Source organism: Mesorhizobium sp. A556 (genome assembly GCF_054489545.1).
The window spans coordinates 278,699-300,325 of record NZ_JBTMXA010000002.1 but is presented as its reverse complement, the minus strand read 5'-3'; the positions used below and the strand labels follow the sequence as shown (position 1 = coordinate 300,325).

Annotated in this window: 21 protein-coding genes and 1 tRNA gene; 15 read left to right on the top strand and 7 right to left on the bottom strand. The window is 61.5% G+C overall.

The genetic code is table 11. The features are described from left to right. Positions 1 to 22: 22 nt before the first annotated feature. The gene (locus tag ACX3P0_RS06005) at positions 23 to 214 is read left to right on the top strand and encodes a hypothetical protein (protein WP_459087259.1); all 192 of its coding nucleotides are present in this window, start codon (positions 23 to 25) and stop codon (positions 212 to 214) included. 31 nt (positions 215 to 245) lie between these two features. Here the strand turns inward: ACX3P0_RS06005 and ACX3P0_RS06000 are convergent, their stop codons facing one another. The 4 genes from ACX3P0_RS06000 to ACX3P0_RS05985 form a co-directional block, all read right to left on the bottom strand. Further along, positions 246 to 719, bottom strand: coding sequence for a GreA/GreB family elongation factor (locus ACX3P0_RS06000; RefSeq protein ID WP_459087258.1), 474 nt, complete (start codon positions 717 to 719; stop codon positions 246 to 248). 93 nt (positions 720 to 812) lie between these two features. Then, on the bottom strand, positions 813 to 1,817 hold the full coding sequence (locus ACX3P0_RS05995) for an asparaginase (RefSeq protein ID WP_459087257.1): 1,005 nt from the start codon (positions 1,815 to 1,817) through the stop codon (positions 813 to 815). A gap of 75 nt (positions 1,818 to 1,892) precedes the next feature. After that, the gene (locus ACX3P0_RS05990) at positions 1,893 to 2,609 is read right to left on the bottom strand and encodes a Stf0 family sulfotransferase (RefSeq protein WP_459087255.1); all 717 of its coding nucleotides are present in this window, start codon (positions 2,607 to 2,609) and stop codon (positions 1,893 to 1,895) included. A 9-nt stretch (positions 2,610 to 2,618) separates the two neighbouring features. Further along, positions 2,619 to 3,785: an acetyl-CoA acetyltransferase gene (locus ACX3P0_RS05985; protein ID WP_459087253.1), complete on the bottom strand. Its 1,167-nt coding sequence runs from the start codon at positions 3,783 to 3,785 to the stop codon at positions 2,619 to 2,621. A 167-nt stretch (positions 3,786 to 3,952) separates the two neighbouring features. On the opposite strand from ACX3P0_RS05985, the gene betI reads away from it, so the two are divergent. The 12 genes from betI (at position 3,953) to ACX3P0_RS05925 (ending at position 14,668) form a co-directional block, all read left to right on the top strand. Next, positions 3,953 to 4,546, top strand: coding sequence for a transcriptional regulator BetI (gene betI, locus ACX3P0_RS05980; protein ID WP_459087251.1), 594 nt, complete (start codon positions 3,953 to 3,955; stop codon positions 4,544 to 4,546). Continuing rightward, positions 4,543 to 6,066 carry a choline-sulfatase gene (betC, locus tag ACX3P0_RS05975; RefSeq protein ID WP_459087249.1) on the top strand — a complete coding sequence of 508 codons (1,524 nt, stop codon included), beginning with the start codon at positions 4,543 to 4,545 and terminating at the stop codon, positions 6,064 to 6,066. The genes betI and betC overlap by 4 nt, the downstream gene beginning before the upstream one ends. A 1-nt stretch (position 6,067) precedes the next feature. Next, entirely contained in the window at positions 6,068 to 6,706 is a 639-nt protein-coding gene (locus tag ACX3P0_RS05970; RefSeq protein WP_459087248.1) for a glutathione S-transferase family protein, read from the top strand. Next, positions 6,703 to 8,364, top strand: coding sequence for a choline dehydrogenase (betA, locus tag ACX3P0_RS05965; RefSeq protein WP_459087247.1), 1,662 nt, complete (start codon positions 6,703 to 6,705; stop codon positions 8,362 to 8,364). Before ACX3P0_RS05970 ends, betA begins: the two co-directional genes overlap by 4 nt. Positions 8,365 to 8,418: 54 nt before the next feature. Continuing rightward, positions 8,419 to 9,882: a betaine-aldehyde dehydrogenase gene (betB, locus tag ACX3P0_RS05960; RefSeq protein ID WP_459087245.1), complete on the top strand. Its 1,464-nt coding sequence runs from the start codon at positions 8,419 to 8,421 to the stop codon at positions 9,880 to 9,882. A gap of 196 nt (positions 9,883 to 10,078) precedes the next feature. After that, positions 10,079 to 10,155, top strand: a tRNA-Pro gene (locus tag ACX3P0_RS05955). A gap of 146 nt (positions 10,156 to 10,301) precedes the next feature. Next, positions 10,302 to 11,288 (top strand): IS1595 family transposase, encoded by a 987-nt coding sequence (locus ACX3P0_RS05950; protein WP_459087243.1) that lies wholly within the window; start codon positions 10,302 to 10,304, stop codon positions 11,286 to 11,288. 205 nt (positions 11,289 to 11,493) lie between these two features. Then, entirely contained in the window at positions 11,494 to 11,727 is a 234-nt protein-coding gene (locus ACX3P0_RS05945) for a DUF2188 domain-containing protein (RefSeq protein WP_459087241.1), read from the top strand. A 174-nt stretch (positions 11,728 to 11,901) separates the two neighbouring features. Then, complete coding sequence (locus ACX3P0_RS05940; protein ID WP_459087239.1) at positions 11,902 to 12,183, top strand: hypothetical protein; 282 nt, start codon at positions 11,902 to 11,904, stop codon at positions 12,181 to 12,183. Next, the gene (locus ACX3P0_RS05935) at positions 12,180 to 12,707 is read left to right on the top strand and encodes a hypothetical protein (protein ID WP_459087237.1); all 528 of its coding nucleotides are present in this window, start codon (positions 12,180 to 12,182) and stop codon (positions 12,705 to 12,707) included. The genes ACX3P0_RS05940 and ACX3P0_RS05935 overlap by 4 nt, the downstream gene beginning before the upstream one ends. 1,210 nt (positions 12,708 to 13,917) lie before the next feature. After that, a complete protein-coding gene (locus tag ACX3P0_RS05930) occupies positions 13,918 to 14,226 on the top strand; it encodes a hypothetical protein (protein WP_459087235.1) in 309 nt (102 codons plus the stop codon). Positions 14,227 to 14,308: 82 nt separating this feature from the next. Beyond that, the gene (locus tag ACX3P0_RS05925) at positions 14,309 to 14,668 is read left to right on the top strand and encodes a DUF1236 domain-containing protein (RefSeq protein ID WP_459087233.1); all 360 of its coding nucleotides are present in this window, start codon (positions 14,309 to 14,311) and stop codon (positions 14,666 to 14,668) included. A 184-nt stretch (positions 14,669 to 14,852) separates the two neighbouring features. Here ACX3P0_RS05925 and ACX3P0_RS05920 read toward each other — a convergent pair whose 3' ends face one another. Next, positions 14,853 to 15,710 (bottom strand): helicase HerA-like domain-containing protein, encoded by an 858-nt coding sequence (locus ACX3P0_RS05920; RefSeq protein ID WP_459087232.1) that lies wholly within the window; start codon positions 15,708 to 15,710, stop codon positions 14,853 to 14,855. 102 nt (positions 15,711 to 15,812) lie between these two features. Between ACX3P0_RS05920 and ACX3P0_RS05915 the strand changes: the two genes are divergently transcribed. Continuing rightward, entirely contained in the window at positions 15,813 to 16,256 is a 444-nt protein-coding gene (locus tag ACX3P0_RS05915) for a TadE/TadG family type IV pilus assembly protein (protein ID WP_459087231.1), read from the top strand. Beyond that, positions 16,256 to 17,983, top strand: coding sequence for a TadG family pilus assembly protein (locus tag ACX3P0_RS05910; protein WP_459087229.1), 1,728 nt, complete (start codon positions 16,256 to 16,258; stop codon positions 17,981 to 17,983). The genes ACX3P0_RS05915 and ACX3P0_RS05910 overlap by 1 nt, the downstream gene beginning before the upstream one ends. 11 nt (positions 17,984 to 17,994) lie before the next feature. Here the strand turns inward: ACX3P0_RS05910 and bglA are convergent, their stop codons facing one another. Then, entirely contained in the window at positions 17,995 to 19,626 is a 1,632-nt protein-coding gene (gene bglA, locus ACX3P0_RS05905) for a beta-galactosidase BglA (protein WP_459087227.1), read from the bottom strand. Positions 19,627 to 19,644: 18 nt separating this feature from the next. Further along, entirely contained in the window at positions 19,645 to 21,624 is a 1,980-nt protein-coding gene (gene glgX, locus ACX3P0_RS05900; protein ID WP_459087225.1) for a glycogen debranching protein GlgX, read from the bottom strand. Positions 21,625 to 21,627: the final 3 nt, after the last annotated feature.

Here is a 21,627-nt window from a genome sequence, read left to right as displayed (position 1 = left end):
CTGGAGTTGTGTCATATCAAAGATGAGCCAGACCGATGAGCAACAGCTCGTGATCGCGCGCCAGGTGATAGCTCGATATCATATTACCATGTCGGTACTGGCACAGGGCGATAGTTCCCCGCACATGACCGACGAATTCAAGCAGAAACTCGTCGAAGCGAAAGAAAAATTGGCGCCCTATACGATCGCTGCGCGCGCGGTGAAGTCAAAGTAGTCGACGGAGCACTATCGGTGCGGGCGAGGCCTCAGCCTGCCCCCAGCCCGACAATCTCCCATTCCTTGCCGTTGACGGTGGCAACGTCGCCGACCTTCTTGCCGAACAAGGCGCGGGCCATCGGCGAGACATGCGAGATCGAGCCCTTGGCGGGGTCGGCCTCGTCCTCGCCGACGATCTTCCAGGACACCGATTTCGCGCCCTCGCTTTCGAGTTCGACGGTCATGCCGAACCGGACGACCTCGCTGTCGCTCTCCGGTATCGACAGTTCCGCGCTCTCGCGCCGCGCCACCCAGTAGCGAAGATCGCGTGAAACCACAGCAACGCGCTGCTTGTCCGCCTCGGCTTCCGCCTTCGTCAATTCTTGGCGCAGATCGGCAATTTCGGCATCGATCCCGTCCAGGCCGTCTTGCGTGACCAGATTCCGATGCTCGCTGATCGGGCGCTCGCCAATGCTGGCGATGGCGTTTTCGCTGTCTTCCTCGCGGGTGAAGGCTCTGCTCATGCATGAAACTTAGGCTCGGGCGCGGGCCTTCACAAGTAATTCCCGAGCTTGCCGGCCATATAGGCCGGCAGTGCCAGCAATCACATAGGACGTTCAGGCCAGCGCTGCCGTCGGGCGCAGGCTGGCAACGGAAATGCCGTTCCAGTTCTTCAAAACCGGATTGGCCTGCCCGCCCAATTTAGCCGCTACCGCGTCGTCCTTCGACAGCAGTTTTGCCAATACGGCAGCGATCATGATTTCGGCGGCGCGGGACGCGCCGTCGTCGCATTTGAGCGCGATACCCAGCCCAAGCTCAGGCAATGCCGCGCAATAGACGCCCTCGGCTCCGGTCTTGACGAAGATGCGCCCGGGTGCGGCTTCCATCAGCGCGACATCGGCACGGTCGGTGCCGGAAACCAGGAACGGCTCGGCCATGCAGGCGGACATCAGCCGCTTGGCGGCTTTCGCTCGTTGAGGCCCGAGCCCGTTGCCCGTTGTCATCCGCGCGAAGCCGCGCGCAAAATCGCGCAGCGGCACGGCATAGGTCGGGATCGAGCAGCCATCGGTGCCGCGATGGGCCTCGTCATGGGCGGCACCCGTCACGGTTTCCATCGCCCCGCGCACCATCTCCTGCAAGGCGTGGCCGGCCTTGACATAGCCCCGATGATCGATGCCGGCATGAGCGCATGTGCACAAGAAGCCCGAATGCTTGCCGGAACAATTGTTGTGCAGCGCGCTTGGCAAACCGCCGGCGCGTGCCAGATCGATCGTCGCGGCTTGCCTGGATGGCCAATGCGCGCCGCATTCCAGCGCCGACACATCAAGGCCCGCTTTGCCGAGCATGGAGCTTGCCAGTTCGGTATGGGTCGGCTCGCCCGAATGCGAGGCGCAGGCCAGCGCCAGTTCGCGCTGCCCGAAGCCGTAGGCGTCCGCCGCGCCGCTCTCGACAAAGGGCAGCGCCTGGATCGCCTTTACCGCCGAGCGCGGAAAGACGGCGCGCGCCGTGTCGCCGATTTCCCAGACCGGCTTGCCGTCGCCGTCGAACACCGACACCGCGCCGCGATGCGAACTCTCCACCACCGCGCCGCGCAGAACCTCAACCAGAACCGGATTAGTCACTTCGTTACCCTCACAATGGCTCCCCTTCGGAGCCCGTCACGGCCGTCAGCGGCAAAGAAAATGGCCTTACGCTGCTCAGCCGGCCATCACGGTGTCAAGCACCTGAAGATCGGAAAACTCCGCTGTGAAGCGGCGACGCCACTCCTCATTTATCCCGTCTGCCTGACGATCGAATTTGTACCAGTCCTCGCGACCCAGTTCGCAATTTCCCTCGACCATCGCATGGGTCGCGATCCGATGCACGACACGCTGCGGATCGGCGGTTACCTCCTCATAGGTCGTCCTCAAGGGCACAACGCCGTTCCTGGCGAAGTACAGTTCCCACCGAGCCCGCCGGCCCAATAAATCGCGAACAATGTCCTGCAGGCCGCGACCGTCATACTGTGCCACGCCGCCCGGCGTAATGGGTGGCAGGCCGGCCACCCAGACATCCGTCTGCTTGGCCTTGAGCAGTGAAATCGCCTGGCCGAGAATGTCTTCCCTCGTCAACAAGACAAAAAAGACCTGCCCAAGATCCCGGGCAAGGTCGACATGCGGCAGAACGCGGTCCATTGCCCATGGGTGCATCTTCAAGGCGAGCACGCCGTTTGATGTCATGCCACGCGCGACGGCTTCACTAAACTGGTCCGGCACGTCTTCCGGGTAGCCCTCGTGATGCGAGCGCATCCAATGCGTATTGAAATACTCGTATGGCCTGCCCAGGATTCCGGTGGTCGCCATATGCTGCGATAGAAGATGCGAACCCGTTCTCTCGTCTGTGCAAAGAAGGATTGTTTTCTCAGGCAGGACCATGGGCCGTTTCTACCTTATGCGGTCGAGGATCGACACGTAATTGGCGACTGCAGCACCCCCCATGTTGAAGATGCCGCCGAGCTTTGCGCCCGGCACCTGGATGCCGCCGGCCTCGCCGGTCAGTTGCATAGCGCTCAGCACATGCATGGAAACGCCGGTCGCGCCGATCGGATGGCCCTTGGATTTCAGCCCGCCCGAAGGATTGACCGGCAAGCGGCCGTCCTTCGCGGTTTCGCCACTCAGCGCGACTTTTGCACCCTCGCCCCGCTTGGCCAGCCCCATCGCCTCATATTCGATCAGTTCGGCGATGGTGAAGCAGTCATGCGTTTCGACGAAGGATAGGTCGTCCAGCGTCACGCCGGCACTCTTCAGCGCCTTGGCCCAGGCCACCTCACAGCCCTCGAACAGAAGAATATCGCGCTTCGACATCGGCAAAAAGTCCTGCACATGCTCGTTGGCGCGGAAGGCCACGGCCCGGCGCATTTTCAGCGCGTTGGTTGAATCGGTCAGCACCAATGCCGCAGCCCCATCCGACACCAGCGAGCAATCCGTGCGCTTGAGCGGGCCGGCGACGAAGGGGTTCTTCTCGCTTTCGGTGCGGCAGAACTCGTAGCCGAAATCCTTGCGCAGCTGCGCGTAAGGATTATCGACGCCGTTCTTGTGGTTCTTGGCCGCAATCGTCGCCAGCGCATCCGACTGATCGCCATGGCGCTGGAAATAGGCGCTGGCGATCTTGCCGAAGACACCGGCGAAGCCCGCCGGCGTATCGCCGTCCTCCGGCAGATAGGAGGCGCGCAACAGGTTGCGGCCGATCTCGGGACCGGGCGTCGTCGTCATCTGCTCCGCACCGACCACCAGCACCACGCGAGCCGCCTTGGCCTCGATGGCGCGGATGCCCTGACGCACCGCCGCCGAACCGGTGGCGCAGGCGTTCTCGACACGTGTCGCCGGCTTGAAGCGCAGCCGGTCGTCTGCCTGCAAGACCAGGCTCGCGGTAAAATCCTGTGCGGAAAAGCCGGCGTTGAAGTGGCCGAGCACGATCTCGTCGACCTCGTCGGGGCCGATGCCGGCGTGCTCCAGCGCCTCTGCCGCCACCGTGGTGATCAGGTTTTCGAGCGTCTCGCCCTCGAGCTTGCCGAAGCGCGAATGCGCCCAGCCGACGATACATGCGGTCATCACAATCTCCTTCCTGTCCGAGGCTTGGCCACCGCCAACAAGTTTCCTGCAAAATGGACGCCCGCGCCCGTCCCGTAAAGCAAAGTTTGCATTGGTTCGCGTCTGGCTCATCGAATTTTTGTTGATTGACGGGTCAATAAAAAATAAACTGGCCCGAGGAGGCGTCAATGCCAAAGATCGGAATGGAACCGCTGCGCCGCAAGGCGCTGATCGATGCGACGATCTCGGCGATCGGCGAGCGCGGTTCGCTGGACGTCACCATGTCGGATATCGCCGGACGCGCCGGCGTGTCTTCCGCGTTGGCGCATCATTATTTCGGGGCGAAGGACGAGTTGCTGCTGGCGACAATGCGGCATCTGCTGGCAGAGTTGGGCGCGGATGCGCGGCGCGTTTTGCATGCAGCGCCCACGGCCCGCGCGCGCGTCTCAGCGGTCGTTGCCGTCAACTTTTCCACCGTCCAGTTCAGGCCGCAGACCATTGCCGCCTGGCTCGCCTTTTATGTCGAGGCGCAACGGTCGCCGGCACTGCGCCGCTTGCTGAAGGTCTATGCGCGTCGCCTGCATTCCAACCTGATGAGCGGGCTAACCGGCCTCGTGGCGCGAAGGCAAGCCGATCAGATCGCCGAAACCACGGCAGCGATGATCGACGGGCTCTATATCCGAAGCGCGCTGATGGACGGCGTGCCGGATGCGGCGGCGGCCATCGCGTTGATCGAAGACTATCTGAACCTGAAACTCAGCCAGCAAAAGACAGCGCAATGACCGGTCAGCCGAATTTCCTCATCATCATGGTCGACCAGTTCAACGGGACGTTGTTTCCCGATGGCCCGGCGGATTTCCTGCATGCGCCACACCTGAAGGCGCTGGCCGCGCGCTCGGCCCGCTTCAAGAACAATTACACGGCCTCCCCGCTCTGCGCGCCGGGCCGCGCCTCGTTCATGAGCGGGCAATTGCCGTCGCGCACTGGCGTCTACGACAACGCCGCCGAATTCGTCTCGTCGATCCCGACCTATGCGCATCATCTGCGCGCCGCCGGCTATCGCACCTGCCTGTCGGGCAAGATGCATTTCGTCGGGCCGGACCAGTTGCATGGCTTCGAGGAGCGGCTGACGACGGACATCTACCCGGCCGATTTCGGCTGGACGCCGGACTACCGCAAGCCCGGCGAACGTATCGAATGGTGGTATCACAACCTCGGTTCGGTCACCGGGGCCGGCGTTGCCGAAATCACCAACCAGATGGAATATGACGACGAGGTCGTCTTCCACGCGGAGCAGAAACTCTATCAATTATCGCGTGAAAGCGACGGCCCACGACGACCATGGTGCCTCACCGTCTCGCTCTCGCACCCGCACGACCCGTTCGTCGCGCGCCGCAAATACTGGGACCTCTACGAGAACTGCCAGGCTCTCGACCCGGAAAGCGCGTTCATCCCCTATGAGAAGCAGGACGCGCATTCGCAGCGCCTCTACAAGGCCAGCGACTACGACAGCTTCGACATCACCCGCGAGCAGATCCGGCGCTCTCGGCGTGGCTACTTCGCCAACATCTCCTATGTCGACGACAAGGTCGGCGAGCTTCTGTCGGTGCTGGAGCGCACGCGGATGGCCGACGATACCGTTATCCTGTTCTGCTCGGACCATGGCGACATGCTGGGCGAGCGCGGCCTGTGGTTCAAGATGAGCTTCTTCGAAGGCTCGGCCCGTGTGCCGCTGATGGTGGCCGGCCGTGGCATTCCAGCAGGCCTCTATACCGAGCCGGTCTCCAATCTGGATATCTGCCCGACGCTCTGCGACATCGCCGGCGTCGACATGAGTGCGGTCATGCCGTGGACGGACGGCCAATCGCTCAAGCCTCTGACCGAAGGGGTCGCCCGGACGGAACCGGTGCTGATGGAATATGCCGCCGAGGGTTCCTATGCACCTATGGTGGCTATCCGTGACGGAAGTTACAAATTCGTCCATTGCGAAATCGACCCGCCGCAACTGTTTGACCTCGCGGCTGATCCGCTGGAGCGCGACAACCTCGCCGCCGATCCGGCAAACGCCGCGCTCGTCGCATCATTCATGGAAAAGGTGCGCGCGCGCTGGGACATGGCCGGTTTCGACGCCGCCGTGCGCGAGAACCAAGCACGCCGCTGGGTCGTTTATCCGGCACTGCGTAACGGCTCCTACTTTCCGTGGGACTTCCAGCCGCTGCAAAAAGCTTCGGAGCGCTACATGCGCAACCACATGAATCTTGACACGCTCGAAGAACAGAAGCGCTTTCCGCGAGGAGAATGAAATGATCACCATCTGGGGCAGGACCACATCGTCCAACGTGCAGACCGTCATGTGGGCGTTGGCCGAACTCGGCGTCGCGCATGAGCGCATCGACGCGGGCGGGCCTTTCGGCGGGCTCGATACGCCGGAATACGCCGCGATGAACCCCAACCGGCTGGTGCCGGTGCTGCGCGATGAGGGCGAGTACATTTGGGAAAGTTCCTCGATCGTTCGCTATCTGGGCGCGCGCTACGGTTCCGAGCAGTTCTGGCCGACCGATCCTCTGAACCGCGCCAAGCTCGACCAGTGGAGCGACTGGACCAAGACGACGCTGGTGCCGGCCTTTCTGACCAACGTCTTCTCGCCGATGATGCGCAACAAGCCCGGCGAGCGCGACGAGGCAGCCATAGCCAAGGGCGTCGCAAACCTCGGCAAGGTGATGCGCATCTTCGACAAGCGGCTGTCCGAGGGCGACTATCTCGGCGGCGACGAGCCGTGCTTTGCCGACATCGTCGCCGGCGTGCTGCTCTACCGCTATTTCACGCTTGAAATCGAACGGGCCGACCTGCCCCACCTCGCCGCCTATTACGAGCGGCTGACACATCGCCTCGCCTACGCCCGGCACGTGATGGTTTCCTACGACAGCATGAGAGCGAAATGACTTCCAGCCTCGAAGCCGATTTCGTCATCATCGGCTCCGGTTCCGCCGGCTCTGCCATGGCCTACCGCCTGTCGGAAGACGGCAAGCATTCGGTCATCGTCATCGAATTCGGCGGCACCGACATGGGGCCGCTGATCCAGATGCCGTCGGCGCTGTCGATCCCGATGAACATGTCGCATTACGACTGGGGTTTTTCGAGCGAGCCGGAGCCGCATCTGGGCGGGCGGGCGCTGGTTACACCGCGCGGCAAGGTTCTGGGCGGATCGTCGTCCATCAACGGCATGGTCTACGTGCGCGGCCATGCGCGTGATTTCGACCATTGGGCCGAGCAAGGGGCGACCGGCTGGGGCTACGCCGACGTGCTTCCCTACTTCAAGCGCATGGAAGACTCCGAAGGCGGCGAGGAAGGCTGGCGCGGCAAAAGCGGCCCGCTGCACGTCCAGCGCGGCCTTCGCCGCAACCCGCTCTATCAAGCCTTCATGCAAGCCGGCGCACAGGCGGGCTTCGAACTGACCGACGACTATAACGGTTCCAAGCAGGAAGGCTTTGGGCCGATGGAGCAGACCATTTTTCGCGGCCGTCGCTGGTCCGCGGCCAACGCCTATCTGCGACCGGCGCTGAAGCGGCAAAACGTGTGTCTTGTCAAAGGCTTCGCGCGACGCGTCATCATCGAGAATCAACGAGCGACGGGAGTCGAGATCGAGACTCATAAGAACATTCAAATCGTTAAAGCGCGGCGTGAAGTGATCGTTGCCGCCTCCTCCATCAATTCGCCTAAAATCCTGATGCTGTCGGGCATCGGCCCTGCCGCCCATCTCCAGGCGAACGGCATCGGCGTCGTCGCCGACCGTCCCGGCGTCGGTCAGAACCTGCAAGACCATCTGGAGCTTTACATCCAGCAGGAATCGACGCGGCCGATCACCCTGAACTCGGTGCTCAACCCCTTTTCGAAGGCTCTGATCGGCGCGCGCTGGTTGCTGTTCAAGAGCGGCCTGGGCGCCACCAACCATTTCGAGGCTGCCGCCTTCGTGCGCTCCGCCGCCCGCGTCGACTATCCCGACATCCAGTATCACTTCATCCCCGCCGCCGTGCGCTACGACGGCAAGTCGGCGACCAAGGCGCACGGTTTTCAGGCGCATGTCGGGCCGATGCGCTCGAAATCGCGCGGCGCGGTAAGCTTGCGCTCGCCCGACCCGAGGGCGAAGCCCAAAATCCAGTTCAACTACATGTCGCATCCCGACGACTGGCGTGATTTCCGCCATTGCATCCGGCTGACCCGCGAGATTTTCGGGCAGGCGGCATTCGATCCCTTCCGGGGTGAAGAAATCTCGCCCGGCAAGGCGGTCCAAAGCGATGAGCAACTCGACGATTTCATCCGCAATCATGCAGAGAGCGCGTTTCATCCCTGCGGCACCTGCCGGATGGGACGTGCTGACGATATAGGCAGTGTCGTCGATCCGGAGTGCCGGGTCATCGGTGTGGATGGCCTGCGGGTCGCCGATTCCTCGATCTTTCCGCGCGTCACCAACGGCAATCTCAACGGCCCTTCGATCATGACGGGTGAAAAGGCGTCCGACCATATTCTCGGCCGCGTACCGCTTTCCCCTTCCAACCAGGAGCCGTGGATCAATCCGCGCTGGCAGGTATCCGACAGATAGAGCATGATCCGGCCACCGCCACCCAAGCGCCTCGCGACAAAACTGGAGACACCCATGCGCGCCCAACCGACGGCATCGCACTATATCAACGGCCGCTTCGTCGAAGACGATCACGGCGCACCGCTGACTGTCATCTATCCGGCAACCGGCGAAACGATCGCGACATTGCATTCGGCAACGTCGAACATCGTCGAGTTGGCGGTCGAGGCCGCGCGCGCCGCACAGCCGGCCTGGGCGCGGCTGAAGCCGGTGGAGCGCGGACGCATCCTGCGCCGCGCCGCCGAAATCCTGCGCGCGCGCAACGCCGATCTCGCCCGGCTGGAGACGCTGGATACCGGCAAGGCAATCCAGGAGACGCTGGTGGCGGACGCGGCATCGGCTGCCGACTGCCTCGAATATTTCGGGGGCGCGATCCCCGTCTTCAACGGTGAGTCCGTCGATCTCGGCGGCCCGTTCGCCTATACGCGGCGCGAAGCGCTGGGCGTCTGCGTCGGCATCGGCGCCTGGAATTATCCGATCCAGATCGCCGGCTGGAAGTCGGCGCCGGCACTGGCCATGGGCAACGCCATGGTATTCAAGCCCTCCGAAAACACACCGCTTTCGGCGCTGGCCCTGGCGGAAATCTATACGGAAGCCGGTCTGCCGGATGGTTTGTTCAACGTCGTGCAAGGTTATGGCGACGTGGGTGCAGCGCTTGTCGAGCACGAAGCCGTCGCAAAGGTCTCGGTCACGGGTTCGGTGCCGACCGGGCGCCGGGTCATGGCGCTTGCCGGATCGAAAATGAAGCATGCGACCATGGAACTGGGCGGCAAGTCGCCATTGATCGTCTTCGACGATGCCGATCTCGAAAACGCCATTGGCGGCGCGATGCTGGGCAATTTCTACTCTACCGGCCAGGTTTGTTCCAACGGCACCCGCGTCTTCGTGCAAAAGGGCATCCACGATCGCTTTGTCGAGCGATTGGTGGAACGGACGAAAAATATCCGCATCGGCGATCCGCTCGACCCGGAAACGCAGATGGGACCGTTGGTCAGCAAGGCGCAGCACGACAAGGTTGTCGGTTATCTGGGCATCGGCCAGCAAGACGGCGCGACGCTCGCCGTCGGCGGCAAGGTGCCGTCGCTGCAAGGGTTCGAGGGCGGGTTCTTCGTGGAGCCGACCGTCTTCACCGGCGTCACCGACACCATGCGGATCGCGCGCGAAGAAATATTCGGGCCGGTGATGAGCGTGCTGAAATTCGACGAGGAAGACGAGGTGATCGAGCGCGCCAACGCGACCGAATTCGGCCTCGCCGCCGGCGTATTCACGCGCGACCTGGCACGCGGCCACCGCGTCGTCGCCGACCTTCAGGCGGGCACCTGCTGGATCAACACCTATAATCTGACGCCGGTGGAAATTCCATTCGGCGGCGTCAAGCAGTCCGGTATCGGCCGCGAGAATTCGCTTGCCGCCCTGACGCTCTATTCGCAGTTGAAGTCGGTCTATGTCGAGACCGGCGACGTTGCGAGCCCTTACTGACCTCAGACTGAGTCGGCCGGATCGATGAACGTTTTTGCTCGTCGACCGGCCTGCCCCAAGTGCGAACTGGCCTCTTTCTGGAGCGAATAACCGGCCCAACCGGGCGTCCATTGGAGAAGCCTGCGAATTGCGACATTCGGGCCGCCATTGCGCTTGCAGGATCGGAATGCGCCGGTTATAAGCCCGCCACTGGTCACGGAGTGTAGCGCAGCCTGGTAGCGCACGTCGTTCGGGACGACGGGGTCGCAGGTTCAAATCCTGCCACTCCGACCAGTCTTTTCAAATACTTGGCATTTCCCGAAAATTGCCTCCCACCTTGAAACCCACCTGATGGCTGCGGATATTAGGATTTTTTTCCCAATTATATACTTGACATAGCTAACCCTGATTTCGTATAAACGAGTCAAGGAGTTAGACCGATGACGAACTTGACCGACCCGATTTTCAGCAACGAAGACAAGGCCCGCGCGCATCTTGAAGCGATCCGCTGGGGCGATGGCGTTTATTGCCCGCATTGCGGCAACACGTCTGAAACCTCAATTCATCGCCTTGAAGGCAAGTCCACTCGTCCCGGTCTGTTTCAGTGCAACGAATGCCGCCAGCATTTCACCGTCACGGTTGGCACGGTCATGGAGCGATCAAAAATCCCGCTGGCAAAGTGGGTTCTCGGCTTTCACCTTATGGCCGCATCCAAGAAAGGCATGAGCGCCCACCAGATGCACCGCATGTTGGGCGTGACATATAAAACCGCTTGGTTCATGTGCCATCGCATTCGCGAAGCGATGAAAGAAGATGTTGCCTCGTCCGGTCCTCTTGGAGGTGAAGGCAAGACCGTTGAAGCCGACGAAACCTACATCGGCAAGCGCGAGACGCCCCGCAAACCATCGCCGCAGCGCAAAGGCCGTCCCTTCACCAAGAAGGGCAAAGGCGGCGGCGCTGAAAAGCGCATCGTCGTCGGCTTAGTCGAGCGTGGCGGTCAGGTACGCATGTTCCATCTGAACGACGCGACAGCCGCAACCGTCCGCGACGTGCTGGTTCGCAATGTTGACCGCTCTTCAACCCTCTACACCGACGAGAGCCGCCTCTACACGCGCACCGGAGAGGAATACGCCACCCACAAGACCACGAAGCATTCGGCTGGCGAATATGCCCGCCGCGAAGGCTCGGTGGTCGTCCACTCCAACACCATCGAAGGCGTGTTCTCTGTCTTCAAGCGCGGCATGATCGGTGTCTATCAGCATTGCGGCGAAGCTCATCTGCACCGCTACCTTGCCGAGTTCGATTTCCGTTACAATCGGCGCACCGCCTTGAAGGTGAGCGACCGCGAGCGGGCCGAAGATGCGATCCGTGGCGCGGCTGGCAAGCGCCTCACATACGTTCAAACTGACAACGCCGCTTACGCCTAAGCAGAAGGCCGCTGCTTTTCTTCGTTGGCGCAGACGGCGTGCTGAGTAGAACGACGCGCTTTAGGCAAGATGGGACGCAGGAAGCGTTCTCGCCACAGCAGAGTAGGACGTCGATGCCATCGCCTTCACCCGGCGATGGTAGCAACTCTGGCGGGTAGGTGATGCCCATGCTATGGGTTCCGGTGTTAATAAGTGGGAGGGGAGCATGGCTAGGACGCAATACTTCGTTGTCCTTCACGAAGGGCAGTGGAAGATCACACTGAATGGGCAACACTACGGGCCTTACGAGACACAGAAAGCCGCTATCCGCGCGGCGGTTGATGCGGCCCACACGGAAGGCAAGGCGGGCCGAAACGGGCAAGTTCTGGTCCAAGGCCAGAACAACCAGTTCCGCACTGAATGGACCTACGGGAACGACCCATATCCGCCACCCGGCTAGTTCTTATTAGATTGCCGATTCACTGGCTTCGGCTGCTTTGACTTCACCGATTCCTGTTTAGGCTTCGGTGGGGTTGTGAGGGCGCAGCGCAAGGCATTGTCCCGGCGGGAGGCTACTTCACCATTATTCGGGTCGGCGCTGTCGGAAGGCAGTTTCGTTTTATCGGGGGGCATCATGCAACACCGTTTTCCTCCACGTCTCATACCAGACACCTTGCCCGAAGAGGAGAGAGAAACCGTTGGTCACCTAAGTTCAATCCTCTCTAACTTATCCAAATATGTGTCCGACTACGAGAATGCCTTGACGCTGTTTGATTTCGCCTGGGAGCGTCATCAACGTTCCTATGACGAATTGACTCGCTTCAGGGGGTCTTTCGCTGGCGCTTCTCCAACAGATATCGAAGCACATGCGATGAACTTAGTGACCGCACGCGGGTCTATTCTGGATGGCAGATGATCGCGGCCCGCGACGTTGCCATGACCATCTTTCATTTCCGATTTCTCTTGAACACCATCACAGGCGGGGTGTTCAAGTCCCCCACACTCCTGAGGCTCTCGGATGAGAAAGCCCTTCGATCCTTGATGTCGAGGTTCGAGAACTACTTCATCAAGGCGGAACGCGCCAGAAATGCGGTAGGCCATTCTGCCGAATTAGTTTCGACCCCAGAGAAGCTTACAGAAAATATCGTGAGTGGGGATCGTAACATTGCTGGTGTTGTATCGATCGCAGGAGGCGGAAGTTTCTTCATTGGCAGCATCCTGAATGGACGCACGCTCACCATGACAATCCAGAACGATGTAGTTTCCGTGGAGGTATCATCGGAATCCCTTCAGGTCCTAGATTCCCTATGCGACACCTTGTTTGACGCTCTGCGCCCGGCAGAGGCTGAGTTGCGAAAACGCAACTTCGAGATGCTCACGTCTCTCGCGAAAGCAAATCGCGAGCAACCCAAAGCAAGCGGAAGCGACCATCAATCGTGACGCGCCCATCTTCCTCATAAGGGCCAATGTACGCGTCGGAGTGATCTCGTTTTAGCGCGGCGTGGAGCCGCATAGCTAAGTTGCGGATTTCATCCAACTCTGCGGCATCGCGCACCGGGGGCGACGGCACCACGCCAGTGGTTTCTTCGTGAACCTCCGCATCATCTCTTTCTTTCGTGTTCGTCATAGGAACTCATCCTGGTTCCGTGACGTGCCAACCTGTCGCAAGAATCAGTATCAGCGAAAATCGGCTATGTCACGTATATAATTAGGATTTTTTTCCTTAAATTCGCTTGACTTCGGCTCCCCCACCAGGACATGTTGAGAACATCGAAGGCCTGACAAGCCACCGGTCCACCTCGAAACATCAGCGATTTGCGCGTCTGCCAATTGAACGCCTCTCTATGGCTATCGGCGTCGCGGGATGAAGCCAAGCACCCTCAACGGCCTCTGCCCGACGACTTGCTTATCCTGGTCGATCCGCTAGCAAAGCCAGAAACCGAAGGATTTCTGGCTTTGGCGACGAAGCGCTACGCCTTGCCTAAGGTGTGACCCCCGCCCCGCGTGAGGCGGTGAAGGTGATCGATCATCGGTGCGAGCATGCGGCTGCACAAAATGGGGTGGCTGGGGATTTGGTCGGTCAAGACGTGACCAGCAATGGTTCTGCTTCGCGCCTCGAGACATGGGCGAGCAGTCCCTATAGGAGCTACCAATGGCCGACAACGTCCTACCTTAGACCAAGCACCCCAAGCTGATCGTCGTGGTCGCGTTCGACCGTGGCGAGGATGGTGACTTTCCACTGGCAGATGCCAGCTTGTCATATGCCAAGGTTGGCAATACCGTCTAACCGTTTCCGGAGTGCCGGGCTTCGGGAACCTTGCGTTGTCCAAGCCAAACCGGATGTAGGCAACGAGAACCCGCATGGCAGACCCGACACTCGAAGCATTCTCCGATGTCGTCGACAAACTCTATTGCGCCGCCTACCAACCCGGTCATTGGACCGAAGCGGTGGATGCGGTTCGGAAGCTTTTCGATGGCTCGCGCGCATGCGTGTTCGTCGTTGATCCGGTAGTCGGATTTCAGTCGACGTCATCGATCGAGGGCGATGCATTTGAGGATCCTGACGCCGTCCATCTGCTGACCAACGGACAGCCTGCACAAGGCTTGGCTTGGCCTGCAACCCGGCGTGCCGCGCCGCTACGGGGAAATCATGGACCTCGACGCATTCCGCCAGGGCGATCTGGCGCGCAAGCATTTCAGTCCTCGCGAAATGGATACTGGATTGGTTTGCGCGCTTCGGGTCAGGCCCATGGCCAGGTGGTCGTTCGATGTGTCGCGCAGCTACCGTCAGGAAGATTTTTCGCAACTACACGTTAGGCTGATGGAGAAACTCGCGCCCCATGTCCTGCGCGCCAAGCAAATCGAGGATGCCATCCAAGCGCCCGCGCATCCATCAGGACACGCGGGCGATCACATTGCTGGCGTCGGGGAAAGCTGGCTCTCCCCCATACCAGCGTGAAAAGACCTTAATTCCATTGGGAACGACTCGACCTGTCAGCGGCTTACTATCCTAAGCACTCATGCTTAAAGGAAAGAGGGCCATGAAAACGCACCTTTGTATCGCAACGGCTGTACTTTTGCTCGCGGGCGGTGGCGTAGCGGCAGCACAGGACACGATCATCGTGCCAGCAGACACCGTCATCGTGCCAGCGGAGCCCGCCCCTGCGCCACGCACGGTGGTAATTCAGCCCGAACAGCAGACGGTAATTCGTGAGTACGTGCACAAAAACCCTGCTGCTTCGATCAACATACTTGGCCTGGAACTTAGCTTGGGTGCGAAGGTGCCCGACACGGTCGAACTCCGCGAGGTTCCAAACGTGCCCTATCGCTATGCTGTCATTAACGATCAAACTGTCCTGATCGACCCGGAAACTCATGAAATTGTTGATGTGTTGAACTGACTGTCATCCTACACGCAAAAGGCCTGCCCCGGCGAACCGGAGCGGGCCATATTGCTGGCGTCGGGGAGATGGTGGGGCGATGGGTCGGGGCTAATGGACCCCATGTTTCATGCTGCTGGAAGAAGCCATACTGACCTGGATCCTTCTTTGGAATAGCTTGAGGAAAAGCTCTAAAAAAGAACGATCAAAATCGGACTTGTCTCGGGACGCGTTCCCAATTCCGATGACCTGATACCAGCGCATCGCCGGTGGCCAAGGTCGGCACTTCGGCCCGCGCATCAACGACACCCTTGTTCGGCCGCAAGGTGTCAGCTGCCGCCCGGACCCTCCGCTGTGATTGTACGGTGTGCGCGCGCATTCCATGCAGCACGCGCGTACCAAACTGCCCCAGCACGACGTCCGGCACATCGGCGGGCGATTGGGTGACGAAAAACACACCGACCCCCTTCGACCGCACCAGACGCACCAGCTTTTCGATTTGCTGCAGCAGCGGCTTCGGCGCATCTCTGAACAGCAAATGTGCTTCGTCGAAAAAGAAAACTATCTTGGGTTTGGCCAGGTCGCCGGCCTCTGGCAGCTTGCGAAACAGTTCCGTCAGGAGCCAGAGAAGAAAGACAGCGTAGAGCCGGGGAGCCTCAAGAAGCTGATCGGCGTGCAGCAGGTTCACGACGCCGCGGCCATCGGCTGCCGTGCGCATGAAGTCTGTTATTTCGAAAGGCGGCTCACCAAACAGGCGGTGGCCACCTTGCGCCTCGAGCGCCAGGATGTTGCGCTGAATTGCGCTGATCGAGCTGGCGGTAATGTTCCCGAATTTTCGACAGACTTCCTCACGCATTTCCAGCATGTCGTTCAGGGTCCAGCGGAGATCGTCCAGCGTGAGCACGTAGGATTGTTCTTCCTCGGCGATACGAAATGCAATCGCCAGCGCGCCGGCCTGCGTTTCGTTCAAGCCGAGCATCGAGCCGAGCAAAAGCGCACCCATATCCTTGCTCCCTGCATGGCAGGTGAGCGCGCCCCCCTTGGCGGAGTCAGCGCGACGCATTTCTCGTATCCTCCCCTTTTGGTTGTATATTTCAACTTAATGCAACCATAGATTTAATTCGAACTTCCCGGTTTCTGCAGTCAGGCTTGGCATGCTGCGGCCATGTCAAAGCGCGCAAATCCCTTTTCCTGCAGCCGTTTTCGCGAATGTCGCGCCGGAACATCGGCGATCGAGTTTGCCATGCTGGCACCGATCTTCGTTCTTTTCCTGCTCGGAATGATTGCATACGGCATCTATTTCGGCGCCAGCCATTCGGTCCAGCAGATTGCTGCCGATGCGGCGCGCCTGGCGATCGGCGGCCAGAACGCTACCGAGCGGGAGCAGATCGTCACCGATTACGTCGCTGCCAATGCCGGCGGCTATCCGTTCATCGACCGGACCAAGCTTACCGTCAGCGCACGCGACAGCGCCAGCGTGGCCAACCAGTTCGATGTCTCGATCGGTTACGACGCGCGCAACCTGCCGATCTGGAACCTGCTGCCGGATCTGCCCATGCCCGGCACCACCATTACGTTCCGCTCGACCATCCGTGTTGGAGGCATATGATGCCGTCATTGTCCGGAAACAGGAGCCGAAACCTCTTCCGCCGCATGCTGGCCGACCGCCGCGCCAATTTTGCGGTAATGACGGCCTTGAGCGCCCCCGTCGCCATCGCCCTATGCGCGGTCGCCATCGACGAAGGCTCGCTCTATACTGAGCGTCGCTCCACGCAATCCCTGGTCGATATCGCGGCCATCACGGCGGCAGCCAATATCGACAAGGCGCAGGCCGCTGTCCTGCTTACCCTGAAGGACAATGGCCTCTCCTCTGTCGTCATCGACAACCCGGGTGAGCTACCCGAGGCCGGCAAGGCAGTCGTGGCGGTCATACGCGGACGCTATTCGGCAACCGCCAGCCCTGCTACGCGATTCGAGGCCGGCAAGGAGCCCTATAATGCGGTGCGCGTTTCCCTGCGCAAATTGGGCACGCTGCATTTCGGCGGCGCGCTGATGGCGCCGCCGGTGATCGGGACGACCGCCGTTGCCAGCGTTTCGGCGCAAGCGGCCTTTTCCATCGGCTCACGGCTTCTTTCGGTCGATACCAAGAGTTCCCCCATCCTCGATGCCGTGCTCGGCGGCCTGCTCGGGACCAGCGTTTCGCTGAACGTCATGGACTACAAGGCGCTGGTGTCGGCCGATATCAACGTGCTTTCCTTCATCGACGCCCTTGCTGTCCGGCTCAACATGACCGGCGTGACTTATGACGATGTGCTGGCATCGGAGGCGACCGTCGGGCAAATCGCGCGGGCCATGGCGGACGTGCCGGGACTGGACAGCACAAGCAGGCTGGCGCTGCAGGCGATTGCGTTAAAGGCGGCCGGCGCTGGCAAGATCGGTCTCCGGAGCCTTGTCGATCTGGGCCCGACCGGGCGGCTTGGCCTTGGACAATCGGCTGGCCAGCTCTCCGTCGTTGCCAACGCCCTGTCGATGCTGACCGCATCGGCGGTGCTCGCGGACGGGAAGCACCAAGTCGATGTCGATCTCGGGGCGAACGTTCCAGGCCTGCTGTCCACCCGCCTCAGCATCGCCATCGGCGAACCGGAACAGCATTCGCCGTGGCTGGCCGTCGGCGAGAAGGGAACTGTGGTGCGTACCGCCCAGACACGCATCCGCCTTGTCGTCGGGGTGGGCGGGCTTGGCTCCCTGCTCGGCAAAATCGTTACGCTGCCGCTTTATGTCGACATCGCCTATGCCAAGGGGGCGCTTGCCGACATATCCTGCAGCTCCGGGCGCGTCGAACAGGTAAGCATCGATGCAACGCCGGGCGTGGCCGATCTGCGCATCGCCGCCGTCGACAGCGCCGCAATGAACGATTTCAGCCGGCCGCCGGTTTTTTCACCCGCCAAACTCGTGGACGTTTCCTTGCTTGGGCTTGGCTTGGTTTCGATTTCGGCGCAGGCACGCGCGGCAATGGAAAACAGCAAGGCGACCAGCCTCCGTTTCAGCAGCAACGACATAAAGACCCGAGCCACCAAAGGCGTTTCGACGCATGAGCTTACCGGTTCGCTCGCCGGGACGCTGCTTGGCAGCCTGCATCTGGAGGCCCATCTGCTCGGCCTGAAGATCGGCGTTCCAACGGCAGTCACCACGGCCCTGGGGACGACACTGCAAGCGGCAACCACGCCCCTCGATGCCGTTCTCGACAATCTGCTGGCGCTTCTGGGCATCGAGATAGGCGCCGCCGACATCCGCGTTACCGGCGCGACGTGCGGGAATTCAGTGCTGGTGCAGTAACAAGACGCCGGTCAGTAAAGCTGGCCGATGAAGCAGCGCAATTCAGGCAATGACAGCGTCCCGTTCTGCAACGCCGCGCCATAGCCTGCAAAATCAACAGCCTCGACCGGTCCGAGTTCCGGCGGCAGCGCCCACAACGCCGGCTGGGCCGCAAAATTGAACACGCACAGCAGTTTTTCGCCAGAGCCCTCGCGGATAAAGGCAAGCACATCGCCCTCGGCATCGAGGAAGCGAATGGAGCCGGACGCCAGCGCAGGGTGCGCGCGCCGCAATGCCAGCACGGCGCGGTAATGGGCGAGAACCGACAAATCGTCGGCGTTCTGGACATCCACGGCCTTTGCCCGATGGCTTTCAGGCACCGGAAGCCAGGGCTTTGCGGTCGAAAAACCCGCATTGACCGCGCTCGCCTCCCACACCATCGGCGTGCGGCAACCATCCCTGCCCTTGAAACCCGGCCAGAAGCGGATGCCGTAGGGATCGCGCAGATCCTCGAAGGCGATCTCGGCTTCCTCCAGCCCCAGTTCCTCGCCTTCGTAAAGGCAGATGGAACCGCGCAAGGCGCACAGCAGTTCGACCGCGAACTTGGCGACCGCAACCGTGTCGCCGCCGGGCCGCGTCCAGCGCGTCACATGGCGCGCCACGTCATGGTTGGAGAACGCCCAGCACACCCAGCCGGAAGGCGCGGCGGCCTCGAAGGCTTCCACGCAGCCGCGCACATGCGCCGCCGAAAACTCCGGCCCGAGCATGTCGAACGTGTAGCACATGTTGAGTTTTTCGTGGCCGGCCGTATAGGCGGCCAGCGTCTGCAGCGAGCGGCTTTCGTCACCGACTTCGCCGACCACGGCATGCCCCTCGCTCTCATCGATCAAGGTCCGAAACCGCTTCAGGAAATCGATATTCTCAGGTCGCGACTTGTCGAACAAATGTTCCTGGAAATTATACGGATTGGTGTCCGTGTTCGTCCCGGCGACGCTTTCCGGCAGCGGCGGGTTGCTGCGCAGCCACCGGTCCTGAATGTAGTAGTTGACCGTATCGAGCCGGAAGCCGTCGACGCCGCGCTTCAGCCAGAAGCGGACCGTCTCGAGCATCGCGTCTTGCACGTCCATATTGTGAAAATTGAGCGCCGGTTGCGAACTCAGGAAATTGTGCAGGTAATATTGCCGGCGGCTCGAATCCCACTCCCATGCGGGGCCGCCGAACACCGACATCCAATTGTTGGGCGCGGTGCCGTCCAGCCTTGCATCCGCCCATACATACCAATCGGCCTTGGGATTGGCCCGGCTGGCGCGGCTTTCGATGAACCATGGATGCCGGTCGGAAGAATGCGCCAGCACCTGGTCGATGATGACTTTCAGCCCCAGCCGGTGCGCCTCGGCAATGACGGCATCGAAATCCTCCATCGTGCCGAACAGCGGATCGACCGCTTCGTAATCGGAAACGTCATAGCCCATGTCGGCCATCGGCGACTGGAAGAAGGGCGATAGCCAGACGGCATCGACGCCAAGCGAAGCGACATGGCCCAGACGCCGGACGATGCCGCGCAGATCGCCGCTGCCGTCGCCGCTGGTGTCCTGGAACGAGCGTGGATAAATCTGATAGATGACGCAGCCCCGCCACCACTCGGCCTTGTTGTCGCCTGCCATTGCATCTCTCCTGTGGTGCTACGCCTTGCGCCCGACCATGAACACCACCGTGCGCCCCGGCACCATCTGCGGATCGTCGCCGGCTTGCTCGGGAGCCGGCAAAGCCGGGGCCCAGTCACAGCCTTGCCGGGCCGGTAGCAAGAACCGGCATGGCTGACGGTCGCCATTGATGGCAATCGCTGCCCATCCATCGCCTGTCCCAAGCAGCATGACAAGCCGGCGCCGGTTGGGATCACGCCAATCGGCTTCTTCAAGCGGCACGCCGGCTTCGGTCAACCACGCCACGTCCGGGCTTTCGTCAGGACGCGGCGCACCGGTCAGGAAAGCCGTTTCAGCAAGCACCGGCACCGCGCGGCGCAGCGCGCCCAGCGCGAAGGCATAGGCTTCCAGCGCACGGTCTCGCCCTTCCCAGTCGAGCCAGGTGATTTCATTGTCCTGCGCATAGGCGTTGTTGTTGCCGCGCTGGGTTCGGCCGAACTCGTCGCCGGCGGTCAGCATGATCGTGCCGCGCGAGGCGAACAGCGTTGCCAGCATGGCGCGGCGATCGCGGGCGCGCGCTTCGTTCACTTCGCTGTCGGCGCTCTCGCCCTCGACCCCGTTGTTCCACGAAAAATTCTCGTCGTGACCGTCGCGATTGTGCTCGCCATTGGCGTCGTTGTGCTTTCCGGCATAGGCGGCGATGTCGGCGAGCGTCATGCCATCGTGCGCGGCGATGAAATTGACTGAGCGGGTTCTCTCACCGGCGAACACGTCGGACGAGCCGGCAAGCCGCGTCGCCAGCGCGCCGACCATGCCGCTGTCGTCGCGCCAGAAACGCCGGACATCGTCGCGGTATTTGTCGTTCCATTCGAGGAAGGGCGATCCGAAATTGCCGAGCTGATAACCGCCCGGTCCTATATCCCACGGTTCGGCAATCAGCACCCTGTCGCTGAGAACCGGATCGTTGCGCATGGCGTCAAGCAGGGGGGCATGCGGGTCGAAACCGCGGCTCACCCGACCGAGAACGGTGCCGAGATCGAAGCGAAAGCCGTCGATGCCGGCGTGGCGGACAAAATGCCGAAGACTGTCGAGAATGAGTTCCCGAGCGACGGGGTGCTCACAGGCAACCGTGTTGCCGGTGCCTGTGTCGTTGACGAGCTTGCCATCCGCGCCACGCGAAAAATAGGCCTGACCATCCAACCCGCGTAACGAAAGCGTCGGGCCAAGCGCATCGCTTTCGCCGGTGTGGTTGAAGACGAGATCAAGGATGACGCCGATACCGGCATCATGAAGTGCCGCTACCGTATCCCGCAGGTCCGCCAGCCCGCCCGGCGCGAGGCGCGGATCGAGCGCCATGAAGGTCACCGGATTGTATCCCCAGGCATTGGTGAGGCCTAGCGGCGGCAGATGCCGCTCGTCAATCTTGGCCGTCACGGGCATCAGTTCGACGGCAGAGACGCCCAGTTTGCGCAGATGCTCGATAATCGCAGGCGCCGCCAGCGCCCGGATGGTGCCTCGATCCTGTTCCGGCACGCCTGGATGCCGCATCGAGAAAGCGCGCACCGCAATTTCATAGATCAGGCCGCCGGGCTGGAACAGGGGCGGCGCTGCCGGAACCGGATTTGTCAACGCACGCGCAATCGCCTTGGGCATCAGTGGCGCCGTATCGCCGCCCTCGCCGCGCCGGGCGGCAAGGCAGGTATCATAGACATAGGGGCGGTCGATCTCGAGCGCGTAAGGGTCGGCCAGCAACTTTTCCGGGTCGAACCACAGGCCGCGCTCCGGCACATACTCGCCATCGGCACGGAAGCCGTAGCGCGTGCCCGCGCCAAGCCCCGAAACGAAAAGCGCATGGATCCCCTCGCCTTCCGGTTCGAGTTCAAGCCTGTCGGTTTCCCGCTCCCCCGCCGCGTCGAAGATCGACACCCATACGCGCGTGGCATGGCCCGACCAGACAGCAAAGCGGATACCGCCGGGCCGAACAAGGCTGCCTAATCTCGAATGGTCCGGCACGCGCACGGG

Bases quoted from the DNA above. Each gene is read 5' to 3' on its own strand.
- ACX3P0_RS06005 (WP_459087259.1), top strand. From the start codon at position 23: ATGAGCCAGACCGATGAGCAACAGCTCGTGATCGCGCGCCAGGTGATA.
- ACX3P0_RS06000 (WP_459087258.1), bottom strand. From the start codon at position 719: ATGAGCAGAGCCTTCACCCGCGAGGAAGACAGCGAAAACGCCATCGCC.
- ACX3P0_RS05990 (WP_459087255.1), bottom strand. From the start codon at position 2,609: ATGGTCCTGCCTGAGAAAACAATCCTTCTTTGCACAGACGAGAGAACG.
- ACX3P0_RS05985 (WP_459087253.1), bottom strand. From the start codon at position 3,785: ATGACCGCATGTATCGTCGGCTGGGCGCATTCGCGCTTCGGCAAGCTC.
- betI (WP_459087251.1), top strand. From the start codon at position 3,953: ATGCCAAAGATCGGAATGGAACCGCTGCGCCGCAAGGCGCTGATCGAT.
- betC (WP_459087249.1), top strand. From the start codon at position 4,543: ATGACCGGTCAGCCGAATTTCCTCATCATCATGGTCGACCAGTTCAAC.
- ACX3P0_RS05970 (WP_459087248.1), top strand. From the start codon at position 6,068: ATGATCACCATCTGGGGCAGGACCACATCGTCCAACGTGCAGACCGTC.
- betA (WP_459087247.1), top strand. From the start codon at position 6,703: ATGACTTCCAGCCTCGAAGCCGATTTCGTCATCATCGGCTCCGGTTCC.
- betB (WP_459087245.1), top strand. From the start codon at position 8,419: ATGCGCGCCCAACCGACGGCATCGCACTATATCAACGGCCGCTTCGTC.
- ACX3P0_RS05950 (WP_459087243.1), top strand. From the start codon at position 10,302: ATGACGAACTTGACCGACCCGATTTTCAGCAACGAAGACAAGGCCCGC.
- ACX3P0_RS05945 (WP_459087241.1), top strand. From the start codon at position 11,494: ATGGCTAGGACGCAATACTTCGTTGTCCTTCACGAAGGGCAGTGGAAG.
- ACX3P0_RS05940 (WP_459087239.1), top strand. From the start codon at position 11,902: ATGCAACACCGTTTTCCTCCACGTCTCATACCAGACACCTTGCCCGAA.
- ACX3P0_RS05935 (WP_459087237.1), top strand. From the start codon at position 12,180: ATGATCGCGGCCCGCGACGTTGCCATGACCATCTTTCATTTCCGATTT.
- ACX3P0_RS05930 (WP_459087235.1), top strand. From the start codon at position 13,918: ATGGACCTCGACGCATTCCGCCAGGGCGATCTGGCGCGCAAGCATTTC.
- ACX3P0_RS05925 (WP_459087233.1), top strand. From the start codon at position 14,309: ATGAAAACGCACCTTTGTATCGCAACGGCTGTACTTTTGCTCGCGGGC.
- ACX3P0_RS05920 (WP_459087232.1), bottom strand. From the start codon at position 15,710: ATGCGTCGCGCTGACTCCGCCAAGGGGGGCGCGCTCACCTGCCATGCA.
- ACX3P0_RS05915 (WP_459087231.1), top strand. From the start codon at position 15,813: ATGTCAAAGCGCGCAAATCCCTTTTCCTGCAGCCGTTTTCGCGAATGT.
- ACX3P0_RS05910 (WP_459087229.1), top strand. From the start codon at position 16,256: ATGCCGTCATTGTCCGGAAACAGGAGCCGAAACCTCTTCCGCCGCATG.
- bglA (WP_459087227.1), bottom strand. From the start codon at position 19,626: ATGGCAGGCGACAACAAGGCCGAGTGGTGGCGGGGCTGCGTCATCTAT.